We start from the raw sequence: 21,901 nt of genomic DNA, 5'->3' as shown, positions 1-21,901 counted from the left end.
GACTAGACCATGACACAGACAACGACCCATTCGCACATCGTTTCCGTTTATGACGATGAATTGAAGTTTTTGACGCGCCGCATCGCCGAAATGGGCGGTCTTGCGGAGCAGATGTGCGCCGATGCCGTGCGTGCGCTCGTCAATTCCGATGCCGCGCTCGCCCAGAAGGTCATTTCCGACGATGCGATCCTCGACCACGCCGAGCGCGAGATCGGCGACAAGGCCATCGTCACCATCGCCAAACGCCAGCCGATGGCGGCAGACCTTCGCGAAATCATCGGCACCCTGCGTATTGCAGCTGACCTTGAGCGCGTCGGCGACCTTGGCAAGAACACCGCCAAGCGCGTCATCGCCGTTGCCGGCACCGGCGTGCCGCGCAAGCTCGCCCGTGGCATCGAGCACCTGTCGGAACTGGCGCTGGTGCAGCTCAAGGAAGTGCTGGACGTCTATTCCACGCGTTCCGCCGAGAAGGCCAATGCCATTCGCGAGCGCGACGAAGAAATCGACGCCATGTACACGTCGCTCTTCCGTGAGCTTCTGACCTACATGATGGAAGATCCGCGCAACATCACCACCTGCACGCATCTTCTGTTCTGCGCCAAGAACATCGAGCGTATCGGCGACCACGCCACCAATATCGCCGAGACGATCTATTACATGACCACCGGCAGCCAGCCGGAAGGCGAGCGTCCGAAGGACGACAGTTCCAACACCCTCGGTTCGGTGACCGAGTAACAGACAGGCAGCGGCTTGCGGAGTTAGTATATGGTGCCCAAGATTGCAGTTGTGGAAGACGAGGAAGCGCTGAGCGTCCTGCTTCGTTACAATCTCGAGGCTGAGGGATATGACGTCGACACGATACCCCGTGGAGACGAGGCAGAAATCAGGCTGCAGGAACGTATTCCGGACCTCCTTATCCTGGATTGGATGCTTCCCGGCGTTTCCGGTATCGAACTGTGCCGTCGGCTCAGGATGCGGCCGGAAACCGAGCGCCTGCCCATCATCATGCTGACGGCGCGCGGCGAAGAAAGCGAACGGGTTCGCGGTCTTGCCACCGGCGCCGACGATTATGTCGTCAAGCCGTTCTCGACCCCGGAACTCATGGCCCGCGTCAAGGCCATGCTGCGCCGCGCCCGCCCCGAGGTTCTGTCTTCGGTGCTGAAATGCGGCGATATCGAACTGGATCGTGAGACCCATCGCGTTCACCGCAAGAGCCGCGAAGTGCGCCTCGGCCCGACGGAATTCCGCTTGCTGGAATTCCTGATGACCTCTCCCGGCCGGGTGTTTTCCCGCTCGCAATTGCTGGATGGCGTCTGGGGTCACGATATCTATGTGGATGAGCGCACCGTCGACGTGCATGTCGGACGTCTGCGCAAGGCGCTCAATTTTTCCCACATGCAGGATGTCATCCGCACCGTGCGTGGCGCCGGATATTCAATGGAAGCCTGAGAAAACCGAAACCAATGGTTTCACTCGGGGTAAATTCCCTAAAAATCAGAAGGCCCGAGACCGGAACGGTGTCGGGCCTTTCGATTTTGAACCTTCCGCACGTGCGTATCCTCGTTCTTTTGAAGGTGACAGACGGTCTGCTGAAAGCCGGATTGCGCGGTGAAACCTGACAGTAGGAAGGCGCGGCACGTCGCCGACGAATTCAGAGCATTTGCCGCAAGGGCCTATCGCGGTTTTTGCATCCGGAGAATGCGCAAGAACAGGGATGGGGAGCGCCTCTTAAACAACGCGGGCTCCGCGTCTGAACCACTTTGGATTCCGCCATAAAAAAACGGGCCCGAAGGCCCGTAGTTTTTGAGTGTCGAATGCGTGCCGCAACACTCAAGCCTTGCGACGCTCGCTTACCGGCTGGTAGGCAAGCTTTGCATGGAACTTGCAATAGGGCGAAGATTCCAGTGCTTCACAACCGCAGAAATGGAAATCATCCTTCAGCGGATCGCCGACCGGCCACTTGCAGGTGCGCTCCGTCAGTTCCGTCAGCGTCAGGCGGCGGGAAATCGGTGTCACGACATTTTTGGAGGGAACGTAATCGAGAACTTCGGCGGTCTCGATATCGATCTCCTCGTGCAGCGCCGTTGCCGCGCTCGAGCGGTTCAAGGCGCGTGCAGGTGCTGCGCTGACGCGGGTCGCGAAATTTGTCGCGCGCGGGGCAGGGGCAGCGGTGCGCTTGGGCGCGGAACGCGCCGAAGTAACCGGGCCGCCGGCCTTCACGCGTCCCGGCAGGTTGAGGCGATGGACCTTGCCGATGACGGCATTGCGGCTCACACCGCCCAGCTGTGCTGCTATCTGGCTGGCGCTAAGCCCCTCGGACCACAATTTCTTGAGTTTTTCGACCCGTTCGTCTGTCCAGTTCATGCCGCTTCTCCGCTCGTCGCGTATAATGTCGGCAGAATCCCTCTCCGTCTCGCGGGCGTGCCGCGAGCGTGGTTTCTGCCTGATTTTTGGTGACTAGTTCCGCCGCAATGCAGTCTAGTAATTAGCGATTAACCTAGTGCCACGCAGACTCCGTGGCAAGAGTCGCGGGAATCATCTCGAATCGATTTTCCGGTTTTCCCCAACTTGCTGGCGAGTTGAGTCTGAAAGGCAACACCTTGGGCCTCATTCGCCGCCGCCTACTAGGGCTTGAGAAGCCCGGGAAACGCGGACTTTTGTTGACATCGGCAGGCGAAGTGACAATAGTGCCCCTGCCGCCGCGAGGCGGCATTTTTGATTTTCAGGCAAGGGATAACCCCGAAAGCCTATTGACAACCGTCTGACAGCGCATCCGCGCAAGGAGTGATACAGCCATGGCCGAAGCCGCCGCGCCATTGTTCGATACGTTTGCAAGAGCCCCCCTGCGCTTCGAGCGAGGCGAGGGCGTCTGGCTGTTCACGGAAAGCGGCGAACGATATCTGGATTTTGCAGCCGGCGTCGCGGTCAACTCGCTGGGCCACGCCCATCCGCACCTCGTTGAGGCGATCAAGACCCAGGCCGAGAAGGTCTGGCACGTCTCGAACCTTTATGAAGTGCCGGGCCAGGAAAAGCTTGCAAAGCGCCTGACGGAAGCGACATTCGCAGACAAGGTCTTCTTCACCAATTCCGGCGCGGAAGCGCTGGAATGCGCGATCAAGACCGCGCGCCGTTATCATTATTCCAAGGGGCATCCGGAAAAGTTCCGGATTATTACTTTCGAAGGCGCCTTCCATGGCCGCACGCTGGCGACGATTGCCGCCGGCGGCCAGCAGAAATATCTCGAAGGTTTCGGCCCCAAGGTCGAAGGTTTCGACCAGGTGCCCTTCGGTGACGTCGATGCGCTGAAAGCCGCCATCACGGCCGAGACGGCCGCGCTTCTGATCGAGCCCATTCAGGGTGAGGGCGGCATTCGCGCGCCAGCCAAGGAATTCCTGCAGCTGCTGCGGTCGCTCTGCGATGAGCATGGCATGCTGCTGATTTTCGATGAGGTCCAGACCGGCGTTGGCCGTACGGGCAAGCTCTTTGCCTATGAGCAGACGGGCGTTGCACCGGATATCATGGCGGTTGCAAAGGGTATCGGCGGCGGTTTCCCGCTCGGCGCCTGCCTTGCGACGGCGGATGCCGCTTCCGGCATGACGGCGGGCGTGCATGGCACCACCTATGGCGGCAACCCGCTGGCCATGGCTGTCGGTAATGCCGTGCTCGACGTCGTCCTCTCCGAGGGCTTTCTGGAAAAGGTTCGTGATGTCGCGCTGGTCTTCCGCCAGGGCCTTGCTTCGCTGAAGGATCGTTATCCTGACGTTATCGAGGAAATCCGTGGCGAAGGCTTGCTTCTCGGCATCAAGGCCAAGGTTCCATCGGGCGAGCTGTTGCAGGCCATGCGCGCCGAGCGTCTGCTGGGTGTGCCGGCGGGCGACAACGTCATCCGTCTTCTGCCGCCGCTCGTCACCACGGCGGAAGAGGCCCGCGAGGGTCTGTCACGCGTGGAAGCGGCCGCCGCTTCCCTGACAGCGAAACAGGCAAAAATCGCCTGAGGAAACAATAAAGGGCGGGCCTCTTCCCCGAGGCTCGCGAGCATGGGACAGTTTGAAATGGCTTCACCTAAACATTTTCTTGACCTGTCGGCCGTCAGCTCGCAGGACCTGCGGGCAATTCTTGACGATGCCCGCGCACGCAAGGCGGCCACGAAGGCCGGAACGGCGGAAAAGCCGCTTGCCGGCAAAATGCTGGCTATGATCTTCGAAAAGCCTTCCACCCGCACCCGCGTCTCCTTCGATGTCGGCATGCGCCAGCTCGGTGGCGAGACGCTTTTCCTCTCCGGTACGGAAATGCAGCTCGGTCGCGCCGAAACGATCGGCGATACGGCCAAGGTGCTGTCGCGTTACGTCGACGCCATCATGATCCGCACGACGGATCATTCGCGCCTGTTGGAGCTTGCCGAACACGCGACCGTGCCGGTCATCAACGCCCTGACGGACGACACGCATCCCTGCCAGATCATGGCGGATATCATGACCTTCGAGGAACATCGCGGCCCGGTCAAAGGCAAGACCATTGCCTGGACGGGTGACGGCAATAACGTCCTGCATTCCTTCGTCGAAGGCTCGGCCCGTTTCGGTTACCGCATGACGATGGCCGTGCCGATGGGCTCCGAACCGCATGACAAGTTCCTGAACTGGGCGCGCAACAATGGCGGCGAGATCATGCTGTGCCACGACGCCGACAAGGCCGTTGCGGGTGCTGATTGCGTCGTTACCGATACCTGGGTGTCCATGAACCAGGAACACAAGGCGCGCGGCCACAACATCTTCCAGCCCTATCAGGTGAATGAAGCCCTGATGGCCAAGGCGGAAAAAGACGCGCTGTTCATGCATTGCCTGCCGGCCCACCGCGGTGAGGAAGTGACGGATGCCGTGATCGACGGTCCGCAATCCGTCGTCTTCGACGAGGCGGAAAACCGCCTCCACGCGCAGAAGTCCATCATCGCATGGTGCATGGGCGTCATTTGATGAGCAATCGCCCGGCCTGACACGCGTCACGCCGGGTGCTTGAACTTGACCGCATAGATTACCATCTGTGGGACTTCGAAGAGGCTCGTCGGTTTTGCTGGCGGGCCACATTCACGATTTGCACGTTTTTCCCCGGAAGCGGTTTCTCTTCCCGGGTCTCTGTGCGACAAGCGAAAAAAGCACATTTTAAAAGCCGGACTTTTGGACGGTAGCGGCGCCACGGCTGCGCCAGGGAGTATGACATGGCAGATGTAACGGTTGAACTGGACGATCTCGATTTTGCTGGCGACGACAAGGTTGTGCCCTTTCAGGTCGAAGGTCTGGATGTGCGCGGCCGCGCCGTGCAGGTGGGTCCGCTGCTGAATGCCATCCTCGAACGGCATGACTATCCCCCGGCGGTCGCACGCCTGCTGGCGGAAGCGACCGTTCTGACGGCGCTGATCGGCACGTCGCTCAAGTTTTCCGGCAAGCTGACCGTCCAGACCAAGGGTGACGGCCCGGTCGACCTGCTGGTTGCGGATTTCACCGCGCCGGAAAGCATGCGCGCTTATGCCCGTTTCGATGAGGAGCGGCTGGCGGAGGCGATTGCGGCCGGGGCGACGTCGCCGGAGCAATTGCTCGGCAACGGCATTCTGGCCTTCACGATCGATCAGGGTGCGGGCATGCAGCCTTATCAGGGTATCGTGCCGCTCGATGGCTCCTCGCTGGAGGACATTGCCGGGGTTTATTTCCGCCAGTCGGAACAGCTTCCCACCCGCGTGCGGCTGGGCGTTGCCGAATTCTTCGACCGTGATGGCGAAGGCAAGCCGCGTCATGGCTGGCGTGCGGGCGGCGTTATCGCGCAGTTCCTGCCGCAGGCGCCTGAGCGGTTGCGCATGCGCGACCTGCATGGCGGCGATGGCGATGAAGGCGGTCACGAGGTGCAGGAAGACGATGCCTGGACCGAGGCGGTAACGCTGCTGAACACGGTGGATACCGACGAGCTGACCGATCCGCAGGTGCCGGTGGAACGTCTTCTCTTCCGGCTTTTCCACGAGAGCGGTGTGCGCATCTACGATCCGCAGGCGGTTTTCGACCGTTGCAGCTGCTCGCGGGACAAGATCAAGGGGGTGCTGTCCGGCTTCACCGCCGAGGAGATCGAGGCAAGCGAGGAAGACGGCGCCATTGCCGTGACCTGCGAGTTCTGCTCCACCACCTATCGCTACGATGTCAGCGAATTTGAGAATGCCTGAATGAAAGCCGCGTCCTGAAGGGCGCGGCTTTTTCATTGCCGGGTGAATGTCAGTTCAGGACCCGCATCAGGCCGGGTGAATCCAGCGAAAAGGCGGGTATGGTGACGTTGAACACCTCGCCATTTTCCGTTTCCATTTCATAATGGCCGAACATCAGGCCGGAAGGTGTATCAAGCGGGCAGCCGGAAGAATATTCGTAGCTGTCGCCCGGTTTCAGATGCGGCTTCTCACCCACAACGCCCGGCCCATAGACCTCATCCACCTGTCCGTTCTGATCGGTGATGTGCCAATAGCGATTAACGAGGGTAACCGGAATATCGGAATTGTTCGCGATCACGACTTTGTAGCCCCAGACGTAACGATCGTCATCCGGGTCGGATTGTTCCTCGAGATAATACGGATCGACCGTTACCTCGATATCCCTTGTCAGAGCACGATACATACGCGCCACACCTCGATATTATGCCTGCCGCCGCATTCTACACTATAGGCTCTGGCTATCGTCAAGAAAATGAATGACTTGACGGGCAGGAGGCGTCTCCTGTTGCGCTGTTTTCCACCGTTAGGGATAACAGTAAAGGTAAATATTGGTTGCCTGAAGCGGTCTTTTTGGACCGTGCAGGGGAACCATGGCCCGACACGCGGTCAGGCCATGGTGCCTTGCGGATTGAATTTTTAGGCCGAAACGGCCGTCAGACCCTTCTCCAGATCCTCCAGCAGATCGTCGGTATCCTCGATGCCGCAGGAAAGGCGCAGGGTGCCGCCGGAAATGCCGAGTTCGGCACGCGCCTCGTCGGTGAGGTTCTTGTGCGTCGTCGTGCCGGGATGGGTGATGAGGCTCTTGGCATCGCCGAGATTGTTGGAAATCTTCACGATCTCAAGCGCGTTCTGCAGCTTGAAGGCTGCTTCCTTGCCACCCTTCAGCTCGAAAGCCACCAGCGTCGAGCCGCCGGACATCTGCCGGGCGATGATATCGGCCTGCGGGTGATCGGCGCGGCCGGGATAGATGACCTTGGCGACCTTGCCGCTATCGGCGAGAAAATCGGCGATTTTGCCGGCATTGGCCGTCTGCTGCTTCACACGCAGTGGCAGGGTCTCGATGCCTTTCAGAAGCGTCCAGGCATTGAAAGGCGACATGGCCGGGCCGGTATGGCGGAAATAATCCTGCAGCTCTTCCTCAATCCACTTCTTGTCGGAAAGGACCACGCCGCCAAGGCAGCGGCCCTGGCCATCAATATGTTTGGTGGCCGAATAAACCACGATATGGGCGCCGAGTTCGAGCGGCTTCTGGAAAAGCGGCGTGGCGAAGACGTTGTCGACAACCACCTTGGCGCCGATCTGGTTGGCGAGCTTCGCCACCCCGGCAATATCCACCACTTCAAGCGTCGGATTGGTCGGGCTTTCGAGGAAGAACAGCTTGGTGTTCGGCTGGATAGCCTTTTCCCAGTTGCCGAGATCGCGACCGTCGATCAGCGTGCATTCGATGCCATATTTCGGCGCAAGCGTTTCGACCACCCAGCGGCAGGAGCCGAAGAGGGCGCGGGCCGCAACGATATGGTCGCCGGCGCGCAGCTGGCACATGATGGCGGCGGTGACGGCGGCCATGCCCGACGCAAGTGCACGGGCGTCTTCAGCGCCTTCCAGCAGGCACATGCGCTTTTCGAACATGTCGTTGGTCGGGCTCGCATAGCGGGCGTAGATAAACCCATCCGTTTCACCCTTGAAGCGCGCTTCGGCGGCTTCGGAGTTTTCATAGACAAAACCCTGGGTCAGATAGATCGCTTCCGACGTTTCACCGTAAGGGGAGCGTAGCGTACCGCCGTGAACGAGCTGGGTTGCCGGGCGCCATTTATTGCTCATGTGATCACCTTCAAAACAAAAAACCGGCCGCAAAAGCAGACCGGTTCCTAGCACCCGGTCTTTTTAGCCACTTATTTAACGTGGCTGCAAGCCGACCGGCCAAATCACCACGGGATAAGCTTGCCATACTGCCGTTACCGGCTTGCGTCAATGCTTTCCTTTTGGTTTTGTCGCCGGAAAAGGAATGACGATCATGACGAGAACCACGGGCATTTTGGCGGATGGTGCAATCCGGGCGCTGTTTGCGAGCGGCAAGCTGAAAAGCGAGGCCGGTCTCGATGTCGACCAGGTGCAGCCCGCCAGCCTCGATCTCAGGCTCGGCTCGAAAGCTTACCGCGTCCGCGCGAGCTTCATGCCCGGCCCCGGAACCCGTGTCATCGACAAGCTCAAACGCTTCAGCCTGCACGAGGTCGATCTCAGCCAGGGTGCGGTGCTGGAAACCGGTTGTGTCTATATCGTTCCCTTGATGGAAAGCCTTGATCTGCCGGCAGACATGTCGGCCTCGGCCAATCCGAAAAGCTCGACCGGCCGTCTCGATATCTTCACCCGCGTGATGACCGACAACGCGCAGGAATTCGACAAGATTCCGGCTGGTTATACGGGCCCGCTTTATCTGGAAATCAGCCCGCGCACGTTTCCTGTCGTCGTGCGCCGTGGCTCTCGCCTGTCGCAGATCCGCTTCCGCATCGGCCATTCGCTGCTCAACGAAAGCGAGCTTGTGAAGCTACACGAGACGGAAATGCTGGTCGCCAGCGACACGCCCAACGTGACTGGTGGCGGCATCGCGCTCTCGATCGATCTCAAGGGTTTCGGCGAAAACGGGTTGATCGGTTATCGCGGCAAACATCATACGGCGGTGGTGGATGTCGACAAGAAGGCCCAGCACGACGTTCTCGATTTCTGGGAGCCGCTCTACGCGCGCGGCCGCGCGGAACTGATCCTCGACCCGGATGAATTCTATATTCTCGTCTCGCGCGAAGCCGTGCACGTTCCACCGCTCTATGCGGCCGAAATGACACCCTTCGACCCGCTGGTGGGTGAATTCCGCGTGCACTACGCCGGCTTCTTCGATCCCGGCTTCGGCCATGCGCAGGCCGGCGGCACCGGCAGCCGCGCCGTGCTAGAAGTGCGCAGCCACGAGGTTCCCTTCATCCTCGAACATGGCCAGATCGTCGGCCGGCTGGTTTATGAACACATGCTGCAGAAACCGGAAGGCCTCTATGGCACCGGCCTCGGCTCCAATTATCAGGCGCAGGGGCTTAAGCTCTCCAAGCATTTTCGCGCCGAATAACGACCCCGGCGGGTGCTTGACACCCGCTGTGAACTATCCGATGTCTTATGCCGCGCGCGGGTGTAGCTCAATGGTAGAGCAGCAGCTTCCCAAGCTGAATACGAGGGTTCGATTCCCTTCACCCGCTCCAGTGACCTTTCCAACAAGATCGATGACGTCCAAGAAGCGCTGATTTTACAGCATTTTTGCCTCGCGCGCGCGTAAGGTTGTGCAACGGTATGCAGTGACATCCAGCAATTTTGTCGGTAAAAATCACGGTATTCGTCATCGTGGTGGGAAGCCGATACCGTAAAATGGCACTGACAGACATTCAGGTTAAGAACGCCAAGGCCGACAGCAAGCCGCGCAAGCTATCTGATGAGAAGGGGCTTTACCTCTTCATATCGGTTGCCGGTGGCAAGTCTTGGCGCTTCGACTACGATTTTTCGGAAAGCGGAAAACGCTGACTATCGGGGCGTACCCGACTGTGGGGTTGGCAGATGCCCGACGATTGCGTGATGAAGCCAAGAAAAAGCTGGCTGAGGGCCTTGACCCTTCACTCGCGAAAAAACGCGATCAGCTTGCCGCCAAGGCAGCTGCTGGGAATACGTTCGGTGTAATTGCCGATGAATTCATTGAAAAGCTGAAACGCGATAAGCGGGCAGAGCCCACCATCACGAAGAATAGATGGATGTTGAAGGACCTCGCCGAGAAGTTGGGACCTTATCCGGTTACCCAGATAACGGCGCGTGACATTCTTGTTGTGCTGACCAGCATTGAAAAGAGCGGCCGTGTGGAGAGCGCGCTGGCTACTCGCGCTGCCATCGGTCGCGTGTTTCGATATGCCATTGCGACAGCGAGGGCCGAGAACGATCCGACGTCGGCGCTACGCGGGGCTCTCCAGCGCCATGTGCCTGTCAACCATGCCGCCTTGACGACAAAGGCCGAGATGGGTGGCCTGATGCGGGCGATTTACGGCTACGAGGGGTGGCCGTCGTTGGTCGCGGCTCTGAAAATCCAAGCGTTATGCTTTGCCAGACCCGGTGAGACGCGCTCGATGGAGTGGACTGAACTGGATTTTGATAAGTTAGTTTGGACCATACCGGCAGAGAAAACCAAAATGCGCAGAGAGCATCATGTGCCGCTTTCGACACAAGCAGTAGAAGTTCTCACGGAGATGAAGGAGTTTTTTGGCGATAAGCCCTATGTCTTTCCTTCAATGATGTCTGGCAAGAAAATTCTGTCCGAGAACTCGCTGAATTCAGCTTTGCGGCGCATGGGGGTGACTGAAGCCCAGCATACCGCGCACGGCTTTCGTTCTTCCGCCAGCAGCATATTGAACGAGTCTGGAGAGTTCAGCATCGATGCTATCGAAGCTCAGCTTGCGCATCTCGATACGCGGGCTGTTAGACGTATCTACAATCGGGCTACATATTGGGACGAGCGAGTGAGGATGATGCAGTGGTGGGCGGACTTGCTGGAGAAAGAGCGTGTCAAAAACCGAAGCTTGGCTGAGACTGCGGATAAAAAACTTTAAGGTCGAGGAATTTTTGGCAACCGGGAAACTCCGACAGCTTCGTATGTGATCACGGGCGATCTTCGGAATCCGCGGGCACGATTGAGGCTTGCATTCGCCTGGTTACACCTAATGCCAGAAGCAATTTTAGTTTCCTCTTAACTTTGGGCTTCATCGGTGTCTTGCAGAGAGATGTGGATTGCAGTAACTTCTGGTTGTTGTTTGACTCGAAGAACCGAAGGGCTTGAAATTGGCGGATCGTGCTTAAAATTCACGGATGAAAAATGATATGCATGCCATTGTGTTGGTATGATTGATTATTATGCGAATTTTTAATGTGTACGGTTCTTTGAGCAAATGATCGGGACTATCGTCTCGTAAAGAAAGATACTACTTTAACGCTTCTTGGATCAGATGAGCTGATCTATGCACCCGGTAGGGGATCGACAGCAAGGACAGCTGCAGAGTGAAGCATGGGCGGCATTGCCGCGACAAACTTCATTTCAAATGCAGGCCTCCGAAATATGTTACTTGCTGCTTTCATTCCTGGTTTCCGACGACCAGTCTTACCTGATTTTTGGCTCGCATTTTTGCCGGCTATTCAGATTTCAACCAAATCCCCGAGGAGCGCGCAAAACAGTTTCAAGCGGACCTTTGTCATTGCGCTTTTTGCAAGCCTGATCGCGTCAGGGCAGGCAAGTGCACAGTCACCCGCCGACGATTTTTCCCGTCGGCAAGAACAACAAGAACAGTTGCAGCGGCTGGAAAACCTGAAGCGGGTCACGCCTGGTGGCGTCACTAGCCGTGCGGACAGGGCACCAGGAGGCGAGGCGAAGTCCAATGGCCCATGCTTCAATATCTCGCGCGTGGAGATCGAAGGTGCGACACGGCTGTCCGCCGCTGAATTCAGAAAAATTACGCAGCGTTACGACAATCGCTGCATCGGTGTTGCGGATATCACCACTCTGCTCAAGGCCATCACCGACCTCTATCTCGACAAGGGATTCGTGACGTCTCGCGCCTATGTTCCCCCACAGGATATTGCCGGAACAGGGCTGCTGCGGCTGGTCGTCGTCGAAGGCACGATCTCGGATATCTACCTAAACGGTCAACCGGCCCAGAGAAACGGTTCATTCGCCACGGCCTTTCCCGGCATGAAAGGAGAGGTCGCCAACATCCGCGATGTGGAGCAGGGGCTGGACCAGATCAACCGCCTGTCATCGAACGACGCGAAAACCTCGATGTTGCCCGGCAAGGAGGATGGAACGTCCATCCTGAATGTCGAGAACAAGCCGGGCAAGCGCTGGTACGCGAGCATTTCCAACAACAACCTCGGTCAAGAGAGTACCGGTTACTCCCAGACCAATGTTTCGTTCGGCTTCGACGACCTGCTGGGCATCAATGATCAGTTGGGGTTCTCCTATGGGCGTAGCGGCCCGGACTATCCTTGGGACGATGATGGTCGCGGGCACAGCAACAGCTATTCGCTCAATACAAGCGTACCTTATGGCTACTGGACTTTTTCAACGAATGGGTCCTGGTACGAATACGAGAGCACCATTCCCGGCAATTTTGGACCGATCGAAACCTCGGGCAATTCAGGTCAGGTTGGATTTGGCATAGACCGCGTCATTCTGCGCGACAAGGATTCCATCACGACCCTCAGAGGCGGTCTCAACTACAAGCAGACCGACAACTTCCTTCTCGGCAATCGAATTGAGGTTGGAAGTCGCCGATACACGATAGGCACTCTGGGCCTCTCGCGTTCGCAAAGAATACTGGGTGGCGTCATCGCTCTCGATTTTGCCCTTGATAAGGGTCTTGATCTCTTCGACGCTGTGGAGGCAGGAGAGCCGGGAGCCGGCACCGCCGATCCTCGGTTCTTGAAATTAAACACGACTGTCAGCGCGACGCGGCCGTTCGAGGCCGCTGGCCAGCGGTTCGAGTTAGCGACGGTCCTCAATGCCCAATATTCGCCCGACAACATGTTTGGCGCAGAACAGATCGGACTTGGTGGCTCCAGCAACGTACGGGGCTCAAGGGAAAGCGTCATATTCGGCAACAACGGGTTTTTCAGCCGTAACGAACTGACGTGGCGGACAATGCCATGGGAGGGCACAAGTCTGGCGCCCGTTCTCGGTGAGTTACGCCCCTACCTAGGCCTCGATTACGGCCGCGTGTTTTCACAGGATCGTTTCGATATCTCCGACGGCTATCTCGCGAGTTGGACCGTTGGTGCGAAACTCGTGGGCGGAAACATCAGCGCCGATTTTGGCTACTCCCAGGCATTTTCCAGCAGCGTGAGTGGCGGACGCGGAAATCTCATTTTCGCCAGCGTGACGGCACGCTGGTAGGCTTCAAAAGAGAATATTATGATCAGATCTTCGTTTAACACCTCCAAATTATCTTTCATCTCCGCCCTGGTGGCGACAGCTATTGTCGTATCCGGTTGCGGTGGCCGGGCTGCACATCCGGTGTCTTCCACCAATCCGGCCGACAGTGCTTTCGACTGCGCCGGCATAAAGCGCGAGTTCGAGGCTAACGAACGGCAGGTGCTGGCGACGGTGAAGGAACGATCCGATGCGCAGGGTAAAAACGTGATCCTTGGTGCGACAGGTGTTCTTCTGTTCTGGCCGGCCCTTTTCTTCATGGATCCGAAATCGCCGGAAAAACTGGAGATCGACGCCTTACGTAACCGCAATCAGGTCCTTGCCGAGATTGCCAAAAGCAAAAAATGCCCAGCTCTGCAATCGAAGCTGGCAGATGTCTACAAGAAACTCGACAGCAAGCCATCCCCGGCCGACACGAGCAGAAAAGACCGCTAAGCCCAAACTTCCGTCTGCCACGAGAGGCGAACAACAATGACATCCCAGTTCAAGCGTCTTCCACGCAAAGCAACCGACCTCGCGTTGTTCGCCAATGCCGGAGCGCTGGCTCAAAAAATCATTGCAACGGTCGTCAGTTGTACGCTCGTGCTTCAGCCGGTGCTGCTCCATGCACAGGACATATCGTCGGAAGCTGGAGGATCTTTTGCAAATCGCCCCGGGATAGGGGCTGCTCCGAACGGCGTGCCGCTCATTGATATCGTCGGACCCAACAGCCAAGGTCTGTCGCACAACAAATACAACAATTTCAACGTCGGCACACCGGGGGTCATTCTCAACAACTTCAATGGTGAGATCGGTACGTCGAAACTGGGTGGCGTGACACCCGGCAATCCAAACCTTCAAGGCAAAGGTTCCGTCACGGTCATCCTCAATGAGGTCACGTCGCAAAACCGCAGTTCGCTTCTCGGTCCAACCGAAGTGTTCGGTGGCAGGGCCGATGTCATCATCGCCAATCCGAACGGGATCACCTGCGACGGCTGCGGTTTCATCAACACGCCACGCGCCACGCTGACGACGGGTGTACCTGACATCGGCACCGATGGACGTCTCAATGGATTCACGGTCAACGCAGGGGATGTCACTTTCGGCCCTAGGGGTGGGAATTTTGCGCTCGGTGATGGTGCAGTCAGTCTGTTCGATGTCGTGTCCCGTACCATCCAGATCGACGGAACGATCTATGGCGAGGACCTGCGTCTGACCGCCGGTAAGAGCAAGTTCGATTATACCACCGGGGAGGCAACAGCGCTCGATGCCACCTCCGGGACACCTGAATACGCAATCGATGGTTCAGCACTCGGGGCTATGCAGGCCGGCCGCATCAAGATGGTTGTCACGGAAAAGGGCGCTGGCGTTCGCATGCGCGGCGACATGGCGGCCAATGCCGGTGAGCTCTCGCTGTCGGCAGACGGTAAAATTTCGATCGGCAATGCCTCTGGCAATAACGGCGTCAGCATCTCTTCGAAGGGGAGTGTTTCGACAGGTCGTCTGACCTCGAAAAAATCGGTGTCGGTCAAGGCGGGGAAGGACGCCAGGGTCGCTTCTATCGGTACAGAAGAGGATATCCTGATTAATGGCGGGGCAGGCTTCATCGATGTCAGCGGTACTCTCGGGGCCAGTGGCGCACTCAACCTTCTGGCAGACGGGCGTATTGCCTTGGCCGACGCGTCGGCTGCCGGCCCTGTTTCGCTATGGTCGGGGGCTGGCTCCATTGCCATCAGCGGCACGGCCCAGTCTGGCGCGGCGATGTCACTTACGGCGGCCTCGGGAGCGATCACGGCGGGCTCACTCCTTTCGAAAGGCGACCTGGCTCTGCTCTCCGGCCTTGATCTTGGGATTTCGGGGCTTGTGCTTGCAGAAGGGAGTTTGCAGGCTTCGGCTAGCGGCGACATCCGCTATGACAGTCTAGAGGCAAACGGAGACATTTTGCTGTCTTCGACAAGTGGTGTCATCAGCTTCGATAAACGCACGGCAGCAGGGGGCGACATCAGGGTCAGGCAGCAAAATGCCGATCTTTCCAATAACAGGAGCAGACTTGCCACATCCGGCACGCTCTACATCAATGCCAATAATATCAATCTCACCAACACAACGCTGACGTCAGGTGGCATTGATCTCACCTCATCTGGAACGACAGATCTGACCGGTGCGCGGCTCAATGCTGTCACCGCGAGCAGCACAGCTCGGTCCGTTCAGGGGTCAGGTGACATCGCGATCACAGCAGGTAGCCTTACTGCGAATGACGCCACCAATATTCTTGCGGCCCATGATCTGACGCTGTCGCTTTCACAACTTGGCAACTCCGGTCAGTTGGCTGCTGGCAATGATCTTACCCTCAATATCGCCGGCAACCTGATCAACACCGCCACGGGGCTCATCTATGCCGGTAACGACGCGGCGCTTTTCGTGGGCGGCGTGCTTGCCAACGAGCAGGGGGCGATTGTCGCAGGTCGTGACCTCACAATTGCTGGAAGTGCTTCTGGCGGGCGCAATGCTGCTACGGTCAACAGTTCAGGTCTGATTTCCTCTGGTCGCAATATCTCGATCCTGACGGCAAATCTGCGTAACGAGAAAAGCGTGGCTCCGACCTACACGAGCCAGCAAATCTCAAACGCACTCGTGTCGGCTTATGACACTTATTATGCACGCCTGTGTGGAGATTGTTCATCTTCCGTCTCTTTTGCTGATAAGCAGTTCGTCATTGGTGCCCCCATTCGCCATGTCTATCGTGATGTGACCGAGGACCGCCTCACGTCGGCTGGAAGCCCCGCGGCGACAATCAAGGCGGGTAATACGCTTTTTGTCGATACCGTGGATCTTACCAATGCCTATAGCAACATTGAAGCCGGCTCCGGCATGACGCTTGTTGGCACAGGCACGCTGACAAATCTCGGCTTGCAGCTGCAGCGCACGACGTCGGTCAACTGCAATCAAAGCTCGGGCTGCCAATATTATCCTGATGTCATCTTCCAGTGGGAAGAAAGGCGGGACAGCGGCGATACCGGAGGCCATGAATTCTCATATCAGGTTTCCATGCCTGGCCCCAGCCCGTTTGGAACGCGGGATGCGTCAAAGGATATCGGCCCCGGACTAACCGTAGAAAGCGTCGAGGCGATCGGTGGGGTTCCAGCGGCAATCCGCTCGGGCGGAGCACTTGGTATCACCGGCTTTACTGCCGTTAACAATACCGCGATTGCCGGATCGATCGCCGACCATGTTGCCGTTGCAGCGCCTGCGCCTTCGAACAATCCGACCGCATTACTGTCCAGTATGACGGCAAGCGGTGCGCTGTTCACGCTTGGCGGCGTCGCCACCCCACAGTCCGGCGGCTTTGGCGGCACCATTCCCGGCCAGAGCTTTCTCTATGAAACCCGCGCCACCTTCCTCGATGTCTCGAAATTCTATGGTTCCAGCTATTTCCTTGGTCGCATTGGCTACCAGCCGGACCGGCAGATCCAGTTCCTTGGCGACGCCTATTTCGAGAACCAGTATATTGAGCAACAGATCAGACTGGCCACGGGCTCAGGTTTTACCGGGCAGGATTCAATTACCCAGATAAAGCAGCTTCTCGACAATGGAGCCGCCTATCTCGGAGCGGAGCAGCGCCCGCTCGGCCAACCTTTGACGGCTGAGGAGATCGCCAGCCTCACCGAATCCGTCGTCGTTTATGAGTGGCAGACGGTGAACGGTACGACCGTTCTTGCGCCGGTACTGCATCTCGCCGCCAATGACAGGGAAAGATTGAATTCTGCGGGCGCGCTGATCGCGGGCAATCAGGTGACGATCGATACCGGCCTGCTTGCAACATCAGGGATGATTGCATCGACTGGTGATCTTAGCGTTTCCGGTTCGTCGATTGCCGCAATCGGCGGCACCTTCACGGCGGGGGGTAATGCCTCGCTGAAGGGCAATGGGGGCATTCTGCTCGCCAATGCGAAGGTGAAAGCAGGTGGCGATCTCGGCCTGACGTCGAATGGAGACATCAACATCTCCGTTACCGAAAGGTCGACAACCAGCACCTTGCGCGACAAGCGGAGCTCGACGACCGTTGTGAGAACCACGAGCCAGGGTTCCGAGATCACCGCGGGCGGGTCGGTCTCAGCCAATGCAGGCGGCAACCTCAACGTCATCGGCAGCAACATTGCTGCCGATGGAACGGTTGGTCTGAAGGCGACCGGCGATGTGACAGTCGCTGAGGCTATCGACACCACCACGATCGATTACGCCTACAGGAAAAAGGGCGGTCTGTTCGGCGGAAGCAAACAGACGACGAGCCACACAGAAACGCAGACTGTCGTCGGATCATCGGTTAGCGGCGGGAAGGGCGTGTCCATCGTCTCAGGTGGAGATACCGTCGTCTCCGCCTCGAAGGTGATGGCTGGCGACGAGACCAACAAAGCCGATATCAATGTCAGCGCGGGCGGCGATCTGCTGATCGCGTCGGGCAAGAATACTGCTGAGTTTGAGCAGAACTCCTCATCCAAGGGCTTTCTCTCGAAAAAGAGCTCGACGCAGTACAACTACGACGAAGCGACAGTAGGCTCAGAGCTTTCCGCCTCCGGCAACATCAAGCTGGATGCTGGCGGCAACACCGTCATAGCGGGATCGAACATAACGGCCGGGGATGCGATCAGCGTCGCGGGCGACAGCGTCGCCATCATCGGGGCGGAGGAGCAGCACGCGCTGGAGAGCAGCAGCAAGAAATCCGGTCTGTTCGCCGGTTCCGGCGGTGGCTTCCTTTCGCTCTGGGGCAAGGAGCAGAAAGAAAAGAGCCAATCATCTACCCTAAACGTTGGATCTGCGCTGAAGGCGGGGACCGATGTCACGCTCACGGCACGCGAAAACGACGTGAATGTCATCGGCTCCTCTATCGCAGCCAGCAGTGACATCACGCTTGATGCAGCTCGCGACGTCAATATCACTCCCGGGGCAGAAAGTGCCTCGTCGGCGCAGAAGGAGCAGCGCTCCGGTTTCGGTCTTTCTTTCAGTTCAGGCGGTGGTAGCGCCTCTGTGGGCATTGGCTACGGCAAGTCGGTTGATCAAACAAGCCAGTCTTCCGAGACCAGTGCCAGATCCACCCTTTCTGCCGGCCGTGATTTGATAATCTCGGCGGGCCGCGACGCCAACCTTCAAGCGGCTGAGGTGTCCGCTGAGCGGGATGTTGCTATCCTCGCAGAGCGCAACGTCAATCTGCTTTCGGCGCAGGACAAGTCCAACTACGAAAGCCTGCATGAGGAGATGTTTGCTGGCATCAGCCTGTCGGTGTCCTCCGGCCTCGCGAGTGCTGCGGGTAGTCTCGCTAACGCTGCCGGAAAGCTTGGCGGTCCGAACGGTGCCTATGCTCTCGCACCGTCTGCGCTCGCGGCGTATCGAGTAAAAGAAATTCTTAAGCAGATCGACGGCGGTTCTCAGCCGCTGGCCTCTGCAAGCCTGTCCATCGGCTTCACATACCAAAAGAGTAGCGCAACTCTCTCGACATTAACGCCGGTTGTCACAACGATTGAGGCAGGGGATTCGGTCAGCATTGTCGCCAACTCCGGCGATTTGACCGGTCGTGGCGTTCAGATTGCAGCAGGCACCCAAAGCGATCCGGCATCAGGAAATGTGCTTCTCATGGCTGGCGGCTCCATTCTGTTGGAAAGCGCCCAGTCTGCTTCATCCTCATCGAGCAGCAGCCAGTCAGCAAACGCTTCAATTGGTGTCAATCTTACGAACGGCGGTCTGAGTGGCGGTTTTGCAGCAGGCAGCGGCAAGCAGGACGCTAACAGCGTCACTCACCTCAACACCCATGTCATGGGCACCGGCAATGTCACACTGGCTTCTGGCAACGACACCACGCTTGCGGGAGCTGTTGTGTCCGGTGAACGGGTTACTGCTGCCGTCGGTGGCGATCTCAACATCGTCAGCCGCCAGGACACGATGGTTTACGACGAAAAGACAGCTGGTGGTGGCCTCAATCTTTCCTCGGCGGGCAAGGTTGGCGGTGGAGTTCAGAAAAGCGATGTTGAAGGCAACTATGCCAACGTCTCCGAACAAAGCGGATTAATCGCGGGCTCTGGAGGATATAACGTCAAGGTCGGTGGCAATGTTGGTCTCGTCGGTGGCGTGATAGGTTCCACAGCCGATCCTGCTCAGAATACGCTTTCTGCCAATTCGCTGACATGGTCGGATATGACCAACCGCTCCGAGGCGTCGAGCTCCAGTCTTGGAATATCCCTGACGCCCGGCGGCATTCCCGTTCCTGTGGTCGGCCAGCCGGCCAAGGAGGAGGATCAGGGGGTTACCCGCGCCACACTGACGCCAGGTCAGCTGACGCTCACCAATCAGACACAGGATTTGGCCTCACTCAACACGGACCTCTCTAAAGCCAACACAACAGCCGACCCATTTGACATCGAGCGTCTGAAGGCGAAACAGGAGAGTGTAGCTGCCCTCTCTGCGCTTGCTAATATTGCGATCGGTGATCTTTCTGCCAAGCTCGGCTTTGCCGAAGGCAGTCCGGCGAAAGTTGCCCTTCATGCCGCAGTTGGAGGGCTGGTCGCACAGCTTGCCGGTGGCAATGCCGGATCGGGAGCGTTGGCAGGTGGATTGAGCGAAGTCGTCAATGGCGTCTTGCAACAGGTGTTGAGCGCCAATCCTAACCTGACAGATGATCAGAAAAGCGCCATTACGCAGTGGGTGGCGGCAATCGTCGGTGCGGCGGTCGGAGGCGAAACAGGCGCGGCGGCCGGGCTAGACAACGTCAATTATAATTTCCTGACTCACAAGCAGAGTGAGGATCTCGCCAAGGAACTAAAGGGCTGCGACAGTGCTGGCGATCCTGCTGCGTGTAAAGCTGCCGTGTCAGATAAATATAGCCAGATCGACTTCGATCAGGACCGTCAGCTTGATGCCTGCCGGACGAGGCAGTGTGTACAGGACCTGTTGGGTGATCTGAACGATGACCCGCGTTTTGCATACCTTGATGTGATGAAACTGCAGGAACTTGGCGTCAGTGAGTCACTGGCGCAGCGCTTGCTCTCCTATCAGGTCATGGAGCGATGGCTAACGGGAGATTCCACCGTCTTCGAGCAGAAGATCATGGATGTTGCTTCTGGTGTGGGTTACTGCGAGGACCATGGTCAATCGAATGGGTGTTTCGCTACTGGTCAAGCTCTCAAATACGTGTCCGCAACAGTAACCGAAATCTCCTATCTTGCAATCGGTTTGCGGATTGCTGCTGCTGCGAAAAATTCACTCGAGGGACAGGTGAAATCTGTGCCTGACGCAGTTATCATAGTTGATTCTGCGGGCGTTGCTAACATCGTAATTAAAGGCATTGAAATGAGTTTTCACGCCGCAAACCAAGCTACCACTCGTGGGATATCTATTGAAAACATTAGAAATGCGATAGTTAGCGGGGAATCGTTCAAATACATGCAAGGCGGAGAGCCCCTTACGGGATACTATGACGCGGCCAGTAATACTTTCGTGGGTGTGGGTAACCGCATTACTACGGTAATAAGGCCAAAGAACCCAGATACATATATCGCTAACGTAAGAGGTAGACAGTGAAGATTAGTTACGATGCCAGCGTAGATGCAGCCTACATTAAGCTTAGGAATGAGGACGACATAGCGCCGTTCGGGTTTACCTATTCATGTGATCCAGATGATGTTGACGGCCAAATAAACCTCGATTTCGATGCGGAAGGTCGGCTGATGGGCATCGAAATTTTGTCCGCCAGTAAAAAGCTGCCTTCGTATCTTCTTGATGCAACTTAGATCAGAGCGCATCGCTAAGAAACAGGCAAGAATGAAAGCGCCGTTAGCCCAAAATATCAATGGACTTGTAATAATTATCAATAAAATATATTAGGATATATTTCCCGTAATCAAACATGCGTTGTATATCCCATGAGTGACATAAGCTTCGCCGCTGAAGGCGTTTCCTTAGAGATGAACTATTTAGAGTGTGACTCAAATGATCAAGGTTCATCGCGTTGGAGCGTTAAGTTGACTCTGTCACATTTTACGGGATGCTTTACGTATGAAGCGACGGATATCTGGTTCGAAGCGTCAATGTGGGACTTGTTTGTTGATGGTCTCTCTTCGTCACGAGCCCAAAATCTCAAGTTTTTTGATATGAGTCAGTATTTTATTTTTTCCATTGAGCGAACTGCAACCTGCTTTGAGATTGAAATTCAGGCATACGAACCGCTGAACTCAAACGGGTTGATGCGCCTTGGAGCTCAGTTGAAAAGTGGCCTCGACGGGACATTTGTTAGCAAACTAGGCGACGCATTTATGGAGTTCCCAAGGTTCTGGTTGAACCGCACCGGATTTACCGGAGACCCCAACTCGTGAGAAGTAGGGTCTATGACAAGCAAGACGACGAACAAATTCTCCCCTGAAGTCCGCGCCCGTGCCGTGCGTATGGTGACGGAGCATGAAGCCGAACATCGCTCCCGCTGGGCAGCGGTATCATCGATAGCGGCCAAGATCGGCTGCTCGGCGCATACCCTCCATGAATGGGTGAAGAAGGCCGAGGTCGACAGCGGCAAGCGGGCTGGCCTGCCGAGCGACGTGGCCGAGAAGATGAAGGCACTGGAGCGGGAGAACCGGGAGCTTCGTCAGGCGAACGAGATTTTGCGCAAAGCCTCGGCATATTTTGCCCAGGCGGAGCTCGAC

At 57.3% G+C, this 21,901-nt stretch carries 15 protein-coding genes, 1 tRNA gene, 2 pseudogenes and 1 riboswitch; of the genes and pseudogenes, 15 read left to right on the top strand and 3 right to left on the bottom strand.

Annotated features, from left to right (window positions below; genetic code table 11):
• Nucleotides 1-9 precede the first annotated feature (9 nt).
• Both phoU and phoB read left to right on the top strand, forming a co-directional pair.
• Nucleotides 10-735 (top strand): phosphate signaling complex protein PhoU, encoded by a 726-nt coding sequence (phoU, locus tag F3H58_RS22500; RefSeq protein WP_003519985.1) that lies wholly within the window; start codon nt 10-12, stop codon nt 733-735.
• Nucleotides 736-765: 30 nt separating this feature from the next.
• Nucleotides 766-1,449 carry a phosphate regulon transcriptional regulator PhoB gene (gene phoB, locus F3H58_RS22495; protein WP_003493692.1) on the top strand — a complete coding sequence of 228 codons (684 nt, stop codon included), beginning with the start codon at nt 766-768 and terminating at the stop codon, nt 1,447-1,449.
• A 381-nt stretch (nt 1,450-1,830) separates the two neighbouring features.
• Here the strand turns inward: phoB and F3H58_RS22490 are convergent, their stop codons facing one another.
• Nucleotides 1,831-2,364 (bottom strand): GcrA family cell cycle regulator, encoded by a 534-nt coding sequence (locus F3H58_RS22490; protein ID WP_003519984.1) that lies wholly within the window; start codon nt 2,362-2,364, stop codon nt 1,831-1,833.
• A gap of 431 nt (nt 2,365-2,795) precedes the next feature.
• Here F3H58_RS22490 and F3H58_RS22480 point away from each other — a divergent pair, with 431 nt between their 5' ends.
• The 3 genes from F3H58_RS22480 (at nt 2,796) to F3H58_RS22470 (ending at nt 6,202) form a co-directional block, all read left to right on the top strand.
• On the top strand, nt 2,796-3,995 hold the full coding sequence (locus F3H58_RS22480; RefSeq protein WP_149743840.1) for an aspartate aminotransferase family protein: 1,200 nt from the start codon (nt 2,796-2,798) through the stop codon (nt 3,993-3,995).
• 57 nt (nt 3,996-4,052) lie between these two features.
• Nucleotides 4,053-4,970, top strand: a complete 918-nt coding sequence (gene argF, locus F3H58_RS22475; RefSeq protein WP_003519982.1) for an ornithine carbamoyltransferase — start codon at nt 4,053-4,055, stop codon at nt 4,968-4,970.
• A 242-nt stretch (nt 4,971-5,212) separates the two neighbouring features.
• On the top strand, nt 5,213-6,202 hold the full coding sequence (locus F3H58_RS22470) for an Hsp33 family molecular chaperone (protein ID WP_065654528.1): 990 nt from the start codon (nt 5,213-5,215) through the stop codon (nt 6,200-6,202).
• Between the two features lie 49 nt (nt 6,203-6,251).
• Here the strand turns inward: F3H58_RS22470 and apaG are convergent, their stop codons facing one another.
• Nucleotides 6,252-6,644 (bottom strand): Co2+/Mg2+ efflux facilitator ApaG/CorD, encoded by a 393-nt coding sequence (gene apaG / locus F3H58_RS22465; protein ID WP_003503545.1) that lies wholly within the window; start codon nt 6,642-6,644, stop codon nt 6,252-6,254.
• A gap of 233 nt (nt 6,645-6,877) precedes the next feature.
• Entirely contained in the window at nt 6,878-8,062 is a 1,185-nt protein-coding gene (locus tag F3H58_RS22460; RefSeq protein WP_149743839.1) for an O-succinylhomoserine sulfhydrylase, read from the bottom strand.
• 42 nt (nt 8,063-8,104) lie between these two features.
• Nucleotides 8,105-8,183, bottom strand: a riboswitch (SAM riboswitch).
• Between the two features lie 72 nt (nt 8,184-8,255).
• On the opposite strand from F3H58_RS22460, the gene F3H58_RS22455 reads away from it, so the two are divergent.
• The 10 genes and pseudogenes from F3H58_RS22455 to F3H58_RS22415 all read left to right on the top strand — a co-directional run.
• Entirely contained in the window at nt 8,256-9,353 is a 1,098-nt protein-coding gene (locus F3H58_RS22455; protein WP_149743838.1) for a 2'-deoxycytidine 5'-triphosphate deaminase, read from the top strand.
• Between the two features lie 56 nt (nt 9,354-9,409).
• Nucleotides 9,410-9,483, top strand: a tRNA-Gly gene (locus tag F3H58_RS22450).
• Nucleotides 9,484-9,646: 163 nt separating this feature from the next.
• Nucleotides 9,647-10,170: pseudogene (locus tag F3H58_RS27825) on the top strand (tyrosine-type recombinase/integrase); the annotation flags it as partial.
• Between the two features lie 111 nt (nt 10,171-10,281).
• A complete protein-coding gene (locus F3H58_RS22445) occupies nt 10,282-10,869 on the top strand; it encodes a tyrosine-type recombinase/integrase (protein WP_502706422.1) in 588 nt (195 codons plus the stop codon).
• 452 nt (nt 10,870-11,321) lie between these two features.
• A complete protein-coding gene (locus F3H58_RS22440) occupies nt 11,322-13,202 on the top strand; it encodes a ShlB/FhaC/HecB family hemolysin secretion/activation protein (protein ID WP_149743837.1) in 1,881 nt (626 codons plus the stop codon).
• A gap of 18 nt (nt 13,203-13,220) precedes the next feature.
• A complete protein-coding gene (locus F3H58_RS22435) occupies nt 13,221-13,673 on the top strand; it encodes a hypothetical protein (protein WP_149743836.1) in 453 nt (150 codons plus the stop codon).
• Nucleotides 13,674-13,709: 36 nt separating this feature from the next.
• Nucleotides 13,710-20,786, top strand: a complete 7,077-nt coding sequence (locus tag F3H58_RS22430; RefSeq protein WP_286169966.1) for a hemagglutinin repeat-containing protein — start codon at nt 13,710-13,712, stop codon at nt 20,784-20,786.
• Nucleotides 20,783-20,995, top strand: a complete 213-nt coding sequence (locus tag F3H58_RS22425; RefSeq protein WP_149743835.1) for a DUF2283 domain-containing protein — start codon at nt 20,783-20,785, stop codon at nt 20,993-20,995. The genes F3H58_RS22430 and F3H58_RS22425 overlap by 4 nt, the downstream gene beginning before the upstream one ends.
• A gap of 132 nt (nt 20,996-21,127) precedes the next feature.
• Nucleotides 21,128-21,577 carry a hypothetical protein gene (locus F3H58_RS22420; protein ID WP_188129032.1) on the top strand — a complete coding sequence of 150 codons (450 nt, stop codon included), beginning with the start codon at nt 21,128-21,130 and terminating at the stop codon, nt 21,575-21,577.
• Nucleotides 21,578-21,589: 12 nt separating this feature from the next.
• Nucleotides 21,590-21,901 (top strand): annotated as a pseudogene (locus tag F3H58_RS22415) (transposase); the annotation flags it as partial.

The organism is Rhizobium sp. NFACC06-2 (genome assembly GCF_900101425.1).
Taxonomy (GTDB): domain Bacteria; phylum Pseudomonadota; class Alphaproteobacteria; order Rhizobiales; family Rhizobiaceae; genus Agrobacterium; species Agrobacterium leguminum.
The sequence above is the reverse complement of the archived record's forward strand: the minus strand, read 5'-3'. Positions and strand labels throughout refer to the sequence as shown.